A 14,552-nucleotide genomic window follows, 5' to 3' on the forward strand; every position below is an offset into this window, starting at 1 on the left:
GCGCTCCCCGGCCGTGATCGAAGCAGCCAAGATCGACGTAGCGATGCTGCGCGAAGCCTATCGCGCGAAGAAGCTCGCCCTGTTCGACACCCTGCGCTTTGCGCGCGCGCCAACCCGCAGCGTGCACGCGGTGCTGCGCCAGCTCTCGGCGCTGGCGGACGAAACGCTCTGCACGCTGTGGCGCGAGGCCGGCTTCGGCGACTCGCTCACGCTGGCTGCCGTGGGCGGTTTCGGGCGCGGCGAGCTGTTTCCGTATTCCGACGTCGACGTGCTCCTGCTGCTGCCGCCCGAGGGCCACGAGAGCGACATCGATCCGGCCCGCATCGAGGCCTTCATCGGGCATTGCTGGGACGCGGGCCTCGAGATCGGCTCCAGCGTGCGCACGGTCGACGAATGCCTGGCCGAGGCCGAGAAAGACGTCACCGTCCAGACCTCGCTGCTCGAAGCACGCCTGGTCGTGGGCGACAAGAAGCTCTTCACCGCCTTCCGTCGCCGCTTCACCCGCGCCATCGACCCGCAGGCCTTCTTCGTGGCCAAGTCGCAGGAAATGCGGCACCGCCACCAGAAGTTCGACAACACGCCCTACGCGCTGGAGCCCAACTGCAAGGAATCGCCGGGCGGCCTGCGCGACCTGCAGACCATCCTCTGGATGACCAAGGCCGCCGGCTACGGCGGCCGCTGGGACGACCTCGCCAAGAACGGCCTGGCCACCCCCTTCGAGGCGCAGCAGATCAAGCGCAACGAGGCGCTGCTCTCGCTGATCCGCGCCCGTCTTCACGTGATTGCCAACCGGCGCGAAGACCGGCTGGTGTTCGACCTGCAGACGGCCGTGGCGGCGAGCTTCGGCTACGAAGGCGAGTCGCAGCGCAAGTCGAGCGAAGCGCTGATGCGTCGCTACTACTGGGCGGCCAAGGCGGTGTCGCAGCTCAACCAGATCCTGCTGCTCAACATTGCCGAGCGCCTGCAGCCCATCGACGAGCAGCCCACGCCGATCAACGAGCGCTTCTACGAGCGCGCCGGCCTGATCGAGATCGCCAGCGACGACCTCTACGAGCGCGAGCCGCACGCGGTGCTCGAGACCTTCCTGCTCTACCAGAAGACCATCGGCGTGCAGGGCCTGTCGGCGCGCACGCTGCGCGCGCTGTACAACGCGCGCCACGTGATGGACAGCAAGTTCCGCAACGACCCGGCCAACCACGACACGTTCATGCGGATCCTGCTGCAGCCCTACGGCATCACGCATGCGTTCCGGCTGATGAACCAGACCTCGGTGCTGGGCCGCTACCTGCGGGTGTTCCGCAGCATCGTGGGGCAGATGCAGCACGACCTGTTCCACGTCTACACGGTCGACCAGCACATCCTGATGGTGCTGCGCAACGTGCGGCGCTTCTTCATCGCCGAGCATGCGCACGAATATCCGTTCTGCTCGCAACTCGCGGCCGGCTGGGACAAGCCCTGGATCCTGTACGTGGCGGCCCTCTTCCACGACATCGCCAAGGGGCGCGGCGGCGACCATTCCACGCTGGGCGCGCGCGACGTTCAGCGCTTCTGCAAGCAGCACGGCATCGCGCGCGAAGACGCCAGGTTGATCGAGTTTCTCGTGGCCGAGCACCTGGTCATGAGCCAGGTCGCCCAGAAGCAGGACCTGAGCGACCCCGAGGTGATCGGCGCTTTCGCCAAGCGCGTGGGCAACGAGCGCTACCTGACGGCGCTCTACCTGCTGACCGTCGCCGACATCCGCGGCACCTCGCCGCGCGTGTGGAATGCCTGGAAAGGCAAGCTGCTCGAAGACCTGTACCGCTACACGCTGCGCGCGCTGGGCGGCCGCATGCCCGACCCGGACGCCGAGGTCGAGTCGCGCAAGCGCGAGGCCCTGGTGCAGCTGGCACTGCATGCGCAGCGCTTCGAGGCGCACAAGGCGCTGTGGGACACGCTCGACGTGGGTTATTTCATGCGCCACGACGCCACCGAGATCGCCTGGCACGCCAAGCAGCTCTCGCGCTTCGTGCCGCCCAGAAATGTGCCCGTCGACCCGAAAGCGCCCCCTGTGGTGCGCGCGCACCTGTCGCCGGTAGGCGAAGGCCTGCAGGTGGTGGTCTACACGCCCGACCAGCCCGACCTGTTCGCGCGCATCTGCGGCTATTTCGACCAGGCGTCCTTCAGCATCCTGGACGCCAAGGTGCACACCGCGAGCAATGGCTATGCGCTCGACACCTTCCAGGTGGTGACCACCTTCGTGCCGGACCACTACCGCGACCTGATCAGCATGGTCGAGTCGGGCCTGGCGCAGACGCTCACCGAGGCCGGCGCCCTGCCCCCGCCCAGTATGGGCCGGGTTTCGCGCCGGGTGCGCAGCTTTCCGATCAAGCCGCGCATCAGCCTGCTGCCGGACGACAAGGCGCAGCGCTGGCTGCTCAACATCTCGGCCAGCGACCGTGCCGGCCTGCTGTACTCGGTGGCCCGGGTGCTGGCGCGCCATCACCTGAACCTGCAGCTCGCCAAGGTCACGACGCTGGGCGAGCGGGTGGAAGACACCTTCCTGATCAGCGGCCCCGAGCTCCAGGGCCAAAAAACGCAACTGGCCATCGAAACCGAGCTGATGGAAGCCCTGGCCTCTTGAAATTGCCCTCCCGAACGCAACCGATGCCATCAGAATGTCGGCCATGGAATCCTTGATCGAACAGCTATCCGACTCCGTCTCCTCGGCCAAGACGCTGGAAGACCTCGCACGCCCGATGCTCGAAATGCTCGAGGCGGCGACGGGCCTGGAGTCGGCCTACTTCACGACCATCGACCTGGACAAGGGCCGACAGCACATCTTGTTCGCCCACAACGCCGGCGAATTGGCCCTGCCCGAAGGGGCACCGGTGCCTTGGGCCGACACGCTCTGCCGGCACGCCCTCGAGGAAGGCCGCACCTATATGGACGACGCCGGCGGCTGCTGGGGCGATGCCGACGCCGCCCGCCGGCTCGGCATCCAGACCTGCGTGAGCACGCCGGTGACGACCGACAGCGGCGGCCTCATCGGCGCCCTGTGCGGTGCCAGCACACGACAGGTGCCGCTGCCGCCCCAGGCCGAGCCGGTGCTGCGGCTTTTCGCGCGGCTGATCGGCCAGCAGGTGGAGCGCGAATTGCTCGCGGCAAAGCTCAAGAAAGCCAACGCCCTGCTCGCCACCCACGCCGCGACCGACGCCCTCACAGGCCTGCCCAACCGCCGCGCCCTCGTCGATGCACTGCAGCGCATGCTGGCGCAAGGCGCGCGCAGCGGCCAGAGCGTGCTGGTCGGCTTCGTCGACATGGACAACTTCAAGAAGATCAACGAAACGCACGGCCACGAAGTCGGCGACGAGTTCCTGTCGGCCATGGCGAAGCAGCTCTCGGCCTCGGTGCGCGCGAGCGACATGCTGGCGCGCTTCGGCTCCGACGAATTCGTGGTGATCGGCCTCGGCCCCGCGCTGGACGAATCGCCGCGCACCGGGGCGCGGGCCATGGCCGACCGGCTGGCGGAAAACACCATCTGCGAGTTGAAGCTGCGGCACCTGACGATCGACTACGGCGGCGCCAGCGTCGGCGTGGTGGCCGTCGACCCACGCACCGTCTCCGCCGAGGCCGCCTTGCGCCAGGCCGACACCGCGATGCACGCCGTCAAGCAAAGCCGCCGGACCATGGTCCGCGACGCAGGGGCAACCGCGTCCAGCTGAACGGACGCCGCCGCAGCGCTCAGGCGCCGGGCATTGCCGCCGCGCTGGCACCCCACAGGGGCGCCTGCTCGTACTGCGCCACCCATTGCGCGATGTCCTTGGCCGCCATCGGCATTGCAATGCCGTAGCCCTGGGCGAGGGTGCACCCCAGTGCGAGCAGTTCTTCGCCCTGCTTCACCGTTTCGACGCCTTCGGCCACCGCCGTGAGTCCGAGCGCGTGGAGCAGCGCGATGATGCCCTGCACGATGGCATGGTCCTGGCCGTTGTCGAGCATGCCGCGCACGAACGACTGGTCGATCTTCACGGTCGACACCGGCAGCTGGCGCAGATAGGTGAGCGAGGAGTAGCCGGTGCCGAAGTCGTCGATGGTCACGCCCACGCCCAGCGTCTTGCAGGCCTCGACGAACAGCGCGACATTCGCGAACTGGCTGATCGCCGTGGTTTCCAGGATCTCGAGCTCCAGCATGCCCGCACCCAGCTTCGGAAACTGCGACAGGTGCCGCGCGAGCCGTTCGACGAAATCCCAGCGCATCATGTGGCGCGGTGCCACGTTAACGCTCACCGAAATCTGCAGGCCCGCGAGGCGCCACTGGTGCGCTTGCCAAAGGGCCGTGGCAATGGCCCAGTCGCCGACCTGCTCGACCAGAACGTCGTCTTCGATCAGCGGTACGAACTGGGCCGGCGGCAACAGGCCCCGCTCGGGGTGCTGCCAGCGCAGCAGCGCCTCGACGCCGACCACCACGCCGCGATGCATATCGACCTTGGGCTGGTAGACCAGGAAGAACTCGCCTTGCAGCAGGCCCTCCTGGATCCGCTGGCGCTCGCGCACCACCTGCTCGTCGGCGCGTGCTTGGGGCGCGTCGAAGTAATGCACCTTGCCGTCGGCCGCGCGCTTGGCGAAGAAGGCTGCGTGCTGCGCCTGGCGCAGCGCGGTTTCGGGGGGCGGGCCATTGCTGTCGAGCAGCATGGCGCCGATGCTCGCGTCAATGCTGCCCGCCTGGTCATGCCAGCTCCAGGGCTCGGCGAGGGAGGCCTGGATGCGCTCCAGCACCTGGGTGCATTGCGAGGCTCCAAGGCCGGCAAACAGGGCCGCGAACTCGTCGCCGCCCACGCGGGCCATCACGCTCTCGCGCGGTAGCTGAGCCTTGATGCGGCGGGCCACCTCCTTCAGGGCGACATTGCCCGCCACCATGCCAAGGCGGTCGTTCAGCAACGCAAATCGGTCCACGTCGATGTAGCAGACGGCAGCCAGGCGCTTGCCTGCACGGGCCCAGTCGTCCATCAACGGGCGCAGCACCTCGTCCGGCGGGAGACGTGCCGACCCGTCGTAGTACGACGGCAAAGAGACTGTGGGTTGCTTGTTCGACAAAAGACTGGGGCTCCGAAGATCGCCGGCTATTGTTCCCCCAATTGGGGCGATTGCGTGCTTAGTAGCTAATATTAGTTACATGAGCGCTGCATCCACGCAACATTGAGCCTGCGCCATCGGCTCTTTAGCCGCAATAGGCACCCACCACGCGGCCCGTCGGATCGACCTGCACACTGAGCCTCGCCGTGTCCTGTGCTGGATCGGCCTTTTCCGCGGCAGGCACCGTACGTGCCAGGCGGGCGCCGGCGCGCTGGCGCATCTCTTCCAGCAGTTGCTGGCTGACGCGCAGGCCCAGGCCAAACCGGACGGCGGCAGCCTGGCAGGTTTCCGGCGGCGTAACGAAGCTCGGGGGTTCGGGGACTTCTGATGTCAGGGGCCGGTCGACCGGGGGCGTCTGGCAGCCAGCCAGCAAAAGGCCCATGGCCAGGGCCGGCAGGCCGATCCAGCAGCAGCCGTTGGTGATGCGCATCTGTCTTGCTCCTTCTTCGAACTGCAACCTCAGGAGCTTATTCAATTCCGAGGACGATCCCGCGGCACGGATTGAGCCATTGGATCTCAGAGCCTCAACAAAATCACGCAGGGGCCGTGCGGGGTCGCATTCGAAGCGTATGCTGGAAGCGACGCGCGCAGTTCAGGCCCACCCGCCACACACCATGACACCGCCCCCTGCCACCGTTTTCCTGATCGATGTCGACAACACCCTGCTCGACAACGACGGCATCATCGCCGACCTTCGCACCCATCTCGAACAGTCCTTCGGCGCCGAAAGCGCCGACCGCTACTGGACGGCCTTCGAGCAATTGCGCAGCGAACTCGGCTACGTCGACTACCTCGGCGCCCTGCAGCGCTACCGCGCCGAGGAAAGCAGCCGCGGCATGAGCGATTCGCGGCTGCTGCTGATGTCGGAATTTCTCATCGACTACCCCTTTGCCGACCGGCTCTACCCCGGCGCGCTGGAGACGCTGAAGCACCTGCGCCAGCGCGGGCCCACGGTGATCCTGTCCGATGGGGACGTCGTGTTCCAGCCGCGCAAGGTACAGCGCTCGGGCCTTTGGGGCGCCACCGAGGGCCGCGTGCTGATCTACGTGCACAAGGAACAGATGCTTGACGCCGTCGAGCAGCGCTACCCCGCGCGGCACTACGTGATGCTCGACGACAAACTGCGCATCCTCTCGGCCATGAAGGCCGTCTGGGGATCGCGCCTGACGACGGTCTTCGTGCGGCAGGGGCACTATGCGCTCGACACGCAGGCCAATGCCGCCTATGCGCCCGCCGACATCGCCATCGAGCGCATCGGCGACATCATCAACCTCGACTTTCCATCTGCATGAGCCAAGCAACCAACCCTCTCGCGGGAAAGCCCGCACCGATCGAACTGCTGGTTAACGTACCGCGCCTGATCTCCGCCTACTACACCGGACGGCCCGATCCGTCGGTGCCCAGCCAGCGCGTGGCCTTCGGCACTTCGGGGCACCGCGGCTCCTCGTTCGACGATGCGTTCAACGAATGGCACGTGCTGGCGATCAGCCAGGCGATCTGCGACTACCGCAAGCAGAACGGCATCGATGGGCCGCTGTTCCTGGGCATCGACACGCATGCGCTGTCGACGCCGGCCTTCAACAGCGCGGTCGAAGTGCTCGCGGCCAATGGCGTCGAGCTGATGATCTCGAAGGACGACGAATACACGCCGACGCCGGCCGTGTCGCACGCGATCCTCGTCTACAACCGGGGGCGCACCAGCAGCACCGGGGGGCTGGCCGACGGCATCGTCATCACGCCCTCGCACAATCCACCCGAGAGCGGCGGCTTCAAGTACAACCCGCCGAACGGTGGACCGGCGGGCACCGACATCACCTCGACCGTCGAGGCGGCGGCCAACAGGATGCTGGCCAACGGGCTCGAAGGCGTGAAGCGCATGCCGCTCGCGCAGGCGCTGCGCGCCTCGACCACGCACCGGCACGACTACCTGAACACCTATGTCGAAGACCTGGCGCAGGTGCTCGACATGGATGCCATTCGCGGCGTGAACATCGACCTGGGCGTCGACCCGCTGGGCGGCGCCGGCGTGCACTACTGGCCCGCGATTGCCGAGCGCTACAAGCTTTCGCGCCTGAAGGTGCTGAGCCAGGAGGTCGACCCGACCTTCCGCTTCATGTCGCTCGACTGGGACGGCCGCATCCGCATGGACCCCTCGTCGCCCGACGCGATGCACAAGCTGATCGAACTGCAGGGCCGCTTCGGCATCGCCTTCGCCTGCGACACCGACCACGACCGCCACGGCATCGTGGCGGGCAGCACGGGCCTGATGCAGCCGAACAGTTACCTCGCGGTGATGATCGACTACCTCTACACGCACCGCCCGCAATGGCCGGCGCAGGCGGCGGTCGGCAAGACGGTGGTCAGCAGCCAGATGATCGACCGCGTGACGGCGCGGCTCGGGCGCAGGCTGTACGAGGTCCCGGTGGGCTTCAAGTGGTTCGTCGACGGGCTGGTCGACGCGTCGCTGGCCTTTGGCGGCGAAGAAAGCGCGGGCGCGACCTTCCTGCGCAAGGACGGCTCGGTGTGGACCACCGACAAGGACGGCCTCGTGCCCGCCCTGCTCTCGGCCGAGATCGCCGCACGCACCGGGCGCGACCCCGGCGAGCGCTACGCCGCACTGACGCAGGCGCTGGGCCAGCCGGTGTCAGATCGCGTAGATGCGGCGGCCACTGTCGAGCAGAAGAAGCGGTTGTCGAGCCTGTCGCCCGAGCAGATCCGCTCGACCGAACTGGCGGGCAACCGGATCGTCAACGTGCTGAGTCATGCGCCGGGCAATGGCGCGGCCATCGGTGGCGTGAAGGTCGTGACAGAGAGCGGCTGGTTCGCGGCGCGGCCTTCCGGCACCGAGAACATCTACAAGATCTACGGCGAGAGCTTCAAGGGCAAGGACCACCTCGCGCGCATTCTCGAAGAAGCGCAGCAGGTGGTGGACGGGGCGCTGTCGGCGCCCTGAAGGAATGCAGGCGCCGGTGCTGCGGCTGAACCCGGGCGACGATCTGCGCGCTTCGCTCGCGGCGTTCGTGGCTCAGCCTTCCAGCAGTTCCACGCACAGCGTCGCCACCGCGCCTGCCACCTCGGAACGCGCCTGCAACGCATGCACGGCAAGGTCCAGCGTGCCCTGCTCCACGGGCGCGGTCAGCACCAGCACCTGCGGGCCGACGCCAGGGCGTTCAGCCGCCAGCGCGACCTGGCGCACCGGCACCTTCTGCTCAGCGAGGCAGGCCGTGACCGCCTGGATCTGGCTGACGGCGCGCACCGGCACCCGCAGGTAGTGCGAGGTGTGCACGGCGGCACGCGGCAACACCGCCAGGGCATTCGTCGCATGCTCATGCACACCGAGGTGCGGCACGTGCTGCGCGGCATTCACGCCGTCGAGCCGCGCCACATCCACGAGATCGGCAATCACCGCCGAGGCCGTCTGCTCCGAACCGGCGCCCGCACCGTAGTACATCGTCAGGCCCGCCGCATCGCTCTTGACCATGACGGCGTTCATCGAACCTTTCACATGGGCCATCAGGTGGTCGGCCGGCACCAGCGAGGGCTGCACGCGCAGTTCCACGCCGTCGGCCTGCCGGCGCGCCACGCCCAGCAGCTTGATGCGGTAGCCCAGTTGCTCCGCGCAGGCCACGTCCAGCCCTTGCAGGGCGGTGATGCCCTCCACTTGCACATCGGCGAAGCGCAGCGGCATGCCGAAGGCGTTGGCGGCCAGCAAAGACAGCTTGTGCGCAGCGTCGATGCCTTCGATGTCGAAGCTCGGGTCGGCCTCCGCATAGCCCAGCGCCTGGGCTTGCGCGAGCGCGGCGGCGAAGTCCAGGCCTTCATCGCGCATCTTGCTCAGGATGAAATTGGTGGTGCCGTTGATGATGCCGGCCACCCACTCGATGCGGTTGGCCGCAAGGCCTTCGCGCAGCGCCTTGACGATGGGAATGCTCACGGCCACCGCCCCCTCGTAGGCCACGGCCACGCCCTGTTTTCGCGCGGCGGCGAAGATCTCGGCGCCGTGCACCGCGAGCAATGCCTTGTTGGCCGTGACCACGTGCTTGCCATGCGCGATGGCGGCCAGCACCCAGTCGCGTGCGGGCCCGGTGCCACCGGCCACCTCCACGACCACATCGACGTCGGGGTGCGTGGCGACCTGCATCGGGTCGGCCGTGAGCGCAACGCGCTCTCCCACGATGCCGGCGGCGCGCCCCAGGTTGCGCGCGGCAACGACCACCAGTTCGATAGCCCGGCCGGCCCGCGCCGCGATGTCGGCCTGGTTGCGCACGAGCACGCGGAAGGTGCCCGAGCCCACGGTTCCGATACCGATCATCCCCACGCGCAGGGTACGGTTCAGCGCAGGGCGGCTGTGCAGGGGCTCGAGGGATTCAACGGGATCGCGGTACATGGACATCTCCAGACGAAAAAACAAAACCCAGCTGCCAGAGCTGGGTTCATTCGTTCGGGGAGAGAGCGATACACCAGGTGGCTGCCGGAACGGCCACCTGCGCGTGCTCAGGTGGCCGCGGTGGTAATGGTGGTAATCATTCGAGCAACGACCATCGCCTGCGCGGAGGCAGGCGGCATCATGCGAGCCATCAGGGCTGCGTTGGATGCGGGGTGGGAATTGTTGCTCGGCATGAAGGCCCGGAGTGTACAGGAGCCTGCCGCCGCCGGGCTCAAGGCGCGGCCGACAGGCGTTTTTCAAGCCACACGCTGTAGCGGGAGAGCCCGAAACACAGCACCCAGTACACGGCCGCGATGAAGAGATAGCCCTCGAGGTAGAACGGCCGCCACGTCGGATCGCCGCCCAGCGCCAGGCCCAGCGCACCGGTCAACTCGAACAGGCCGACCACGGTGACGAGCGAGGTGTCTTTCAGCGTACCGACCACGCTGTTGGTCAGTGCGGGCACCACGAGGCGCAGCGCCTGCGGCAGCACGATGTCGCGCTGCACCGGCCAGCGGCCAAAGCCCAGCGCCATCGCCACTTCGGTCTGCCCGCGGGGCACGGCCTGCAAGCCGCCGCGGATGATCTCGGCCAGATACGCCGCCACGAACAGCGTGAGCCCCGCGAGCACGCGCACCAGCACATCGGGCTGCCATCCGGCCGGCCACAGCAGCGGCAACAGGAACGAGGCCATGAACAGCACCGAGATCAGCGGTACGCCGCGCACCAGCTCGATGTAGCTCGCACTCAGCGTGCGCACCACAGGCCAGCCCGAGCGGCGACCGAGCGCCAGCAATAGTGCGAGCGGAAAGGCCAGCGCCAGCCCCACCACCGCGAGCCCGATGGTCAGCGGCAGGCCGCCCCAGCGGCTCGTCGGCACATGGCTCAGTCCCAGGACGCCGCCACGCATCAGCAGCACGAACAGCAGCAGCGCGCCGATCCACAGCGGCACGAGCCACCAGCGCCAGCTCCGCGGCCAGGCGCTGAGCAGCGTAACGGCGGACAGCACGACGACCGCGATCGCCGGGCGCCATTGCTCTTCATACGGAAAGCGCCCGAACAGCATCGGACGCCACTTCTCGGCCACCACGCCCCAGCAGGCGCCATGTTGCACGGCCCGGCAAGCCTCGGCATCGGGCCGGAACACCGCATGCACGATGCCCCACTCGACGGCGTGGAAGCCGCCCCACGCGAGCAGCGCCAGCAACAGCACCGTCGCCAGTGCCCGCAGCGGCGAACCCCAGAGTTCGCTGCGCCACACGATGGGCCCTTGCGCGACGTTCCTCATCGCCAGCCTCGCAATGCAACGCGTGCGTTGTAGCGGTTCATGCCGAAGGAGATCAGCAGCGACAACAGCAGGTAGACCGCCATGATGATCGCGATGCACTCGAAGGCCCGGCCATTCGAGCCGATGGTGGTATTGGCCACCGACACCAGTTCCGGATAGCCCACGGCCACAGCGAGCGACGAGTTCTTGGTGAGGCTCAGCAGCTGGTTGGTGAGCGAAGGCACGATCACCCGCAGCGCCTGCGGCAGGATCACGATGCGGAGCTGCTGCACCGGCGACAGGCCCAGCGCCTGCCCCGCGAGCACCTGGCCCTGCGAGACCGACAGGATGCCCGCGCGCACGATCTCCGCCACGAACGCGGCTGAATAAAAGGTCAGGCCCGCCACGATGGTCACGTACTCGGGGCTCAGCGCAGCGCCGCCGCTCACGCCGAAGGCGCCACGCTCGGGAAACTCGAAATGTGTGGGCCACCAGCCGCCCTCGCCCACCACGGGCCAAGGCACGCTGAGGCCACCCTTGCTGAGCCACACGCCGGGCAGCAACCGAACAGGCTCCGTCGGGTCGGGCAGCAGGTTGGCCATCGCAAAGGCCAGCATCAGCAACTGCACCAGCAGCGGCACGTTGCGCAGCAGCTCGACGTATGCGGTGCAGATGCCGCGCAGCAGCACGTGCGGCGCCAGCCGGCCGATGCCGACGAGCGTGCCGAGCACGACCGAGAAGATGGCCGCCGGCACCGCCGCGCGCACCGTGTTGATCAGGCCCGCAAGAAACGCACGCCAGAATGGCTGGCTCGCGTCGAAGTCCAGCCAGCCTTCGCTGATCGAGAAGCCCGCGGGCTCGGTGAGAAAGTCAAAGCCGGAGCGCACGCCGCGCGCACGCAGCACCTCGAGCGCATGGTGCACGACCCAGACCGCGCCGGCCACGACGGCCAGCACCAGCAGCGCCTGGACGAGCCAGGCCAGCCAAGCGCCGCGCCGCGAGGCCTCCCGGCTCATCGAACCGGAGGTGCGTAGATCAGGCCGCCCTTGTTCCAGAGGTTGTTGGAGCCGCGAGGCAGCTTGAGCACCGACTTCGGTCCGACGTTGCGCTCGAACATCTCGCCATAGTTGCCCACGGCCTTGATGGCGCGGAACGACCAGTCCTTGTCGAGGCCCAGCAGCTTGCCCAGGTCTTCACCGGTGCCGACCAGGCGCTGCTGCGCCGGGTCCTTGCTGTTGGCCTTGAGCTCGTCGGCATTGGCCTGCGTGACGCCGAATTCCTCGGCCTCGATGAGCGCGTTGGGCACCCACTTGGCAATGGCGAACCACTCGTCGTCGCCGCGGCGCACCAGCGGCGCGAGCGGCTCCTTGGAGATCAGCTCGGGCAGGATGACGTAGTCGTCGGGGTTCGGCGCTTCCTTGTTGCGCAGGCCGGCCAGCGCCGAGGCGTCGGTCGTGAAGGCCTGGCAGCGGCCCGAGAAGAAAGCCTTGAACGAAGCCTCGAAGCTTTCGAAGACGACAGTCTTCACCGGGATGTTCTGCGCGCGGAAATAGTCCGACACGTTCTTCTCGTTGGTGGTGCCCGACTGCGTGCAGATGGTCGCGTTCTTGAGCTGCTTGGCGCTCGTCACCTTGAGCTTCTTCGGCACCAGGAAGCCCTGGCCGTCGTAGTAGGTGATGGTCGTGAAGTTGAAGCCCAGCGAGGCGTCGCGCGTGAGTGTCCAGGTGGTGTTGCGCGCGAGGATATCGATTTCGCCAGCCTGCAGGGCCGAGAAGCGCTGCTGCGAATTGAGCGGCACGAAGTCGACCTTCTTGCCGTCGCCGAGCACGGCCGCAGCAATGGCGCGGCAGGTGTCGACGTCGAGGCCCGACCAGTTGCCCTGGGTGTCGGGTGCGGAGAAGCCCGCCACGCCGTTGGTCACGCCGCACTTGACGGTGCCACGCTGCTTGACCGCGTCGAGCGTCTTGCCGGCGAAGGCCGGCGCGGCAGCGGCGAGTGCGATGACGGAGGCGGCGGCAAGCAATGCCGGGCGGAAACGATTGTTCATTGGTGTTCTCCTCAACAGTAAGCAAAAGGCAGTGTACGGGCCGAACCGGACTCTGCCAAAGAACTCCGGGTTGGATGCATATGCGCGTCGGTCAACCAAAATCCGGTGCCCGAAGCAGCCACAGGGTCACTACCATACGACCCTCGAATCACTCTCAACTGGAATCCACACAAATGGTCAAATCAGACGACACCGGCAAGTTCATCCTGCGCGTCGCGCTTGGCGTCCTGATCCTGTTGCACGGCATCGCCAAGCTCAAGGGCGGCGTCGGCTTCATCTCCGGCATGCTGGCCCAGCATGGGCTGCCGGGCGCGCTGGCCTACCTGGTCTATATCGGTGAGGTGGTGGCGCCAGTGCTGCTGATCGTCGGCCTCTACACGCGGCCGGCGGCATGGATCGTCGCGATCAACATGCTCGTGGCTTTCGCGCTGGTCCACACGAAGGACTTCACCTCGCTCGGCAAGCAAGGCGGCTGGGCACTGGAAACGCAGGGCATGTTCCTGTTCGCGGCGCTCGCCCTGGCCTTCATGGGCGGAGGCCGCTTCGCACTGAGCAGCAAGTACAACTAGAGCAAATCAATCGTCGTCAGCCGCATCGAGGCCCGGAAACAGGACCTCGGTGTAGCCGAAGCGCGAGAAATCGCGCACCCGCATCGGGTACAGCTTGCCCAGCAGATGATCGACTTCATGCTGCACCACGCGCGCATGAAAGCCGGTGGCGACCCGGTTGATCGGGTCGCCGTAGGGATCGAACCCGGTATAGCGGATGTTGGCGAAGCGCGGCACCACGCCGCGCAGGCCCGGCACCGACAGGCATCCTTCCCAGCCCTCTTCCTCCTCGTCGTTCAGCGGCGTGATGACGGGATTGAGCAGCACGGTGCGCGGCACCGGTGGCGCATCGGGATAGCGTGGATTCACGACATCGGTGCCGAAGATCACGAGTTGCTGGTCCACGCCAATCTGTGGTGCGGCGAGGCCGGCACCGTTGACCGCATGCATGGTTTCGAACATGTCGCGCACCAGCAGGTGCAGTTCATCGGTGTCGAAGGCGGCCACGGGCTGCGCAATGCGCAGCAGCCGGGGGTCGCCCATTTTCAGAATTTCGCGGATGGCCATGGCGGGATTATCGCGACAGCCCCGGAGCCGCCGCGATCAGGGAGGCGTCTGGGTCTTGGAGTCCGGCGAAGTCCACAGGCGCGCATTGCCGCGCGGCGGCGTCGGGATGGAGCCCGGTCCTCCGCCAGTAACGGGCGGACGCGGTGCGACGCCCTGCCGGCCACCGCCCCAGTTGCCGGGCTGCCGCCCGACCACGCCGGGATTCGGATAGACAGGACGCGCGGCCGGATAGCCCGGCCGGCCGTAGTACGGACGGTCGCGGTCGTAGTAGTACGGACGCCGCTGCTCGTAGTAGCCGCCACCCTGGATGTAGACCGGCGCTGGCGAAACGACCACGGGCGACGGTTCGCTGTAGTAAGGCCCCGACGAGTAGCCGCCACCATAGTAGGGATCGGCGGGCACGCCCACGCAGCCGCTCAGCAGCACAACGCCGCCGAGCGCGACGCTGGCACCAAGAACACGAATTTTTTGCATGAGGGACTCCTTGTGGCCTTCGATTGGTTTTCAACGCCAGGTTGTAGACCCTGTTGACTGCGCTCCGATGAAGTCGCGTAACGGCCGGTAAAGGGCCTGTCGCCACCTCTGTGG

Annotated in this window: 13 protein-coding genes; 5 read left to right on the plus strand and 8 right to left on the minus strand. The window is 67.3% G+C overall.

Annotation, left to right across the window (positions count from 1 at the left end; translation table 11 throughout):
• The first annotated feature begins 13 nt into the window (after positions 1-13).
• Entirely contained in the window at positions 14-2,620 is a 2,607-nt protein-coding gene (locus ASC92_RS19120) for a [protein-PII] uridylyltransferase (protein WP_056518633.1), read from the plus strand.
• A gap of 43 nt (positions 2,621-2,663) precedes the next feature.
• Positions 2,664-3,701 (plus strand): sensor domain-containing diguanylate cyclase, encoded by a 1,038-nt coding sequence (locus ASC92_RS19125; RefSeq protein WP_056519137.1) that lies wholly within the window; start codon positions 2,664-2,666, stop codon positions 3,699-3,701.
• Between the two features lie 19 nt (positions 3,702-3,720).
• Here the strand turns inward: ASC92_RS19125 and ASC92_RS19130 are convergent, their stop codons facing one another.
• Both ASC92_RS19130 and ASC92_RS19135 read right to left on the minus strand, forming a co-directional pair.
• Entirely contained in the window at positions 3,721-5,070 is a 1,350-nt protein-coding gene (locus ASC92_RS19130) for a putative bifunctional diguanylate cyclase/phosphodiesterase (RefSeq protein ID WP_056518635.1), read from the minus strand.
• Positions 5,071-5,194: 124 nt separating this feature from the next.
• The gene (locus ASC92_RS19135) at positions 5,195-5,539 is read right to left on the minus strand and encodes a hypothetical protein (RefSeq protein ID WP_056518637.1); all 345 of its coding nucleotides are present in this window, start codon (positions 5,537-5,539) and stop codon (positions 5,195-5,197) included.
• A 184-nt stretch (positions 5,540-5,723) separates the two neighbouring features.
• On the opposite strand from ASC92_RS19135, the gene ASC92_RS19140 reads away from it, so the two are divergent.
• Positions 5,724-6,401, plus strand: coding sequence for an HAD family hydrolase (locus tag ASC92_RS19140; protein WP_056519139.1), 678 nt, complete (start codon positions 5,724-5,726; stop codon positions 6,399-6,401).
• Positions 6,398-8,062 carry a phosphoglucomutase (alpha-D-glucose-1,6-bisphosphate-dependent) gene (gene pgm / locus ASC92_RS19145; protein ID WP_056518639.1) on the plus strand — a complete coding sequence of 555 codons (1,665 nt, stop codon included), beginning with the start codon at positions 6,398-6,400 and terminating at the stop codon, positions 8,060-8,062. Before ASC92_RS19140 ends, pgm begins: the two co-directional genes overlap by 4 nt.
• Before the next feature lie 72 nt (positions 8,063-8,134).
• Here pgm and ASC92_RS19150 read toward each other — a convergent pair whose 3' ends face one another.
• The 4 genes from ASC92_RS19150 to ASC92_RS19165 form a co-directional block, all read right to left on the minus strand.
• The gene (locus ASC92_RS19150) at positions 8,135-9,496 is read right to left on the minus strand and encodes a homoserine dehydrogenase (protein ID WP_056518641.1); all 1,362 of its coding nucleotides are present in this window, start codon (positions 9,494-9,496) and stop codon (positions 8,135-8,137) included.
• A gap of 271 nt (positions 9,497-9,767) precedes the next feature.
• Positions 9,768-10,823: an amino acid ABC transporter permease gene (locus ASC92_RS19155; RefSeq protein WP_056518644.1), complete on the minus strand. Its 1,056-nt coding sequence runs from the start codon at positions 10,821-10,823 to the stop codon at positions 9,768-9,770.
• A complete protein-coding gene (locus tag ASC92_RS19160) occupies positions 10,820-11,818 on the minus strand; it encodes an amino acid ABC transporter permease (protein WP_056518646.1) in 999 nt (332 codons plus the stop codon). Before ASC92_RS19160 ends, ASC92_RS19155 begins: the two co-directional genes overlap by 4 nt.
• Positions 11,815-12,849, minus strand: a complete 1,035-nt coding sequence (locus tag ASC92_RS19165) for an amino acid ABC transporter substrate-binding protein (RefSeq protein ID WP_056518648.1) — start codon at positions 12,847-12,849, stop codon at positions 11,815-11,817. The genes ASC92_RS19160 and ASC92_RS19165 overlap by 4 nt, the downstream gene beginning before the upstream one ends.
• A gap of 173 nt (positions 12,850-13,022) precedes the next feature.
• On the opposite strand from ASC92_RS19165, the gene ASC92_RS19170 reads away from it, so the two are divergent.
• Entirely contained in the window at positions 13,023-13,418 is a 396-nt protein-coding gene (locus ASC92_RS19170; protein WP_056518649.1) for a DoxX family protein, read from the plus strand.
• A 6-nt stretch (positions 13,419-13,424) separates the two neighbouring features.
• On the opposite strand, the gene def is transcribed toward ASC92_RS19170, so the two are convergent.
• On the minus strand, positions 13,425-13,964 hold the full coding sequence (gene def / locus ASC92_RS19175) for a peptide deformylase (RefSeq protein WP_056518650.1): 540 nt from the start codon (positions 13,962-13,964) through the stop codon (positions 13,425-13,427).
• A gap of 36 nt (positions 13,965-14,000) precedes the next feature.
• Positions 14,001-14,438: a hypothetical protein gene (locus ASC92_RS19180; protein WP_056518652.1), complete on the minus strand. Its 438-nt coding sequence runs from the start codon at positions 14,436-14,438 to the stop codon at positions 14,001-14,003.
• Positions 14,439-14,552 lie beyond the last annotated feature (114 nt).

The organism is Variovorax sp. Root411, assembly GCF_001425205.1.
Classification (GTDB): domain Bacteria; phylum Pseudomonadota; class Gammaproteobacteria; order Burkholderiales; family Burkholderiaceae_C; genus Variovorax.

Bases quoted from the DNA above. Each gene is read 5' to 3' on its own strand.
- ASC92_RS19125 (WP_056519137.1), top strand. From the start codon at position 2,664: ATGGAATCCTTGATCGAACAGCTATCCGACTCCGTCTCCTCGGCCAAG.
- ASC92_RS19135 (WP_056518637.1), bottom strand. From the start codon at position 5,539: ATGCGCATCACCAACGGCTGCTGCTGGATCGGCCTGCCGGCCCTGGCC.
- ASC92_RS19140 (WP_056519139.1), top strand. From the start codon at position 5,724: ATGACACCGCCCCCTGCCACCGTTTTCCTGATCGATGTCGACAACACC.
- pgm (WP_056518639.1), top strand. From the start codon at position 6,398: ATGAGCCAAGCAACCAACCCTCTCGCGGGAAAGCCCGCACCGATCGAA.
- ASC92_RS19150 (WP_056518641.1), bottom strand. From the start codon at position 9,496: ATGTACCGCGATCCCGTTGAATCCCTCGAGCCCCTGCACAGCCGCCCT.
- ASC92_RS19155 (WP_056518644.1), bottom strand. From the start codon at position 10,823: ATGAGGAACGTCGCGCAAGGGCCCATCGTGTGGCGCAGCGAACTCTGG.
- ASC92_RS19160 (WP_056518646.1), bottom strand. From the start codon at position 11,818: ATGAGCCGGGAGGCCTCGCGGCGCGGCGCTTGGCTGGCCTGGCTCGTC.
- ASC92_RS19165 (WP_056518648.1), bottom strand. From the start codon at position 12,849: ATGAACAATCGTTTCCGCCCGGCATTGCTTGCCGCCGCCTCCGTCATC.
- ASC92_RS19170 (WP_056518649.1), top strand. From the start codon at position 13,023: ATGGTCAAATCAGACGACACCGGCAAGTTCATCCTGCGCGTCGCGCTT.
- def (WP_056518650.1), bottom strand. From the start codon at position 13,964: ATGGCCATCCGCGAAATTCTGAAAATGGGCGACCCCCGGCTGCTGCGC.
- ASC92_RS19180 (WP_056518652.1), bottom strand. From the start codon at position 14,438: ATGCAAAAAATTCGTGTTCTTGGTGCCAGCGTCGCGCTCGGCGGCGTT.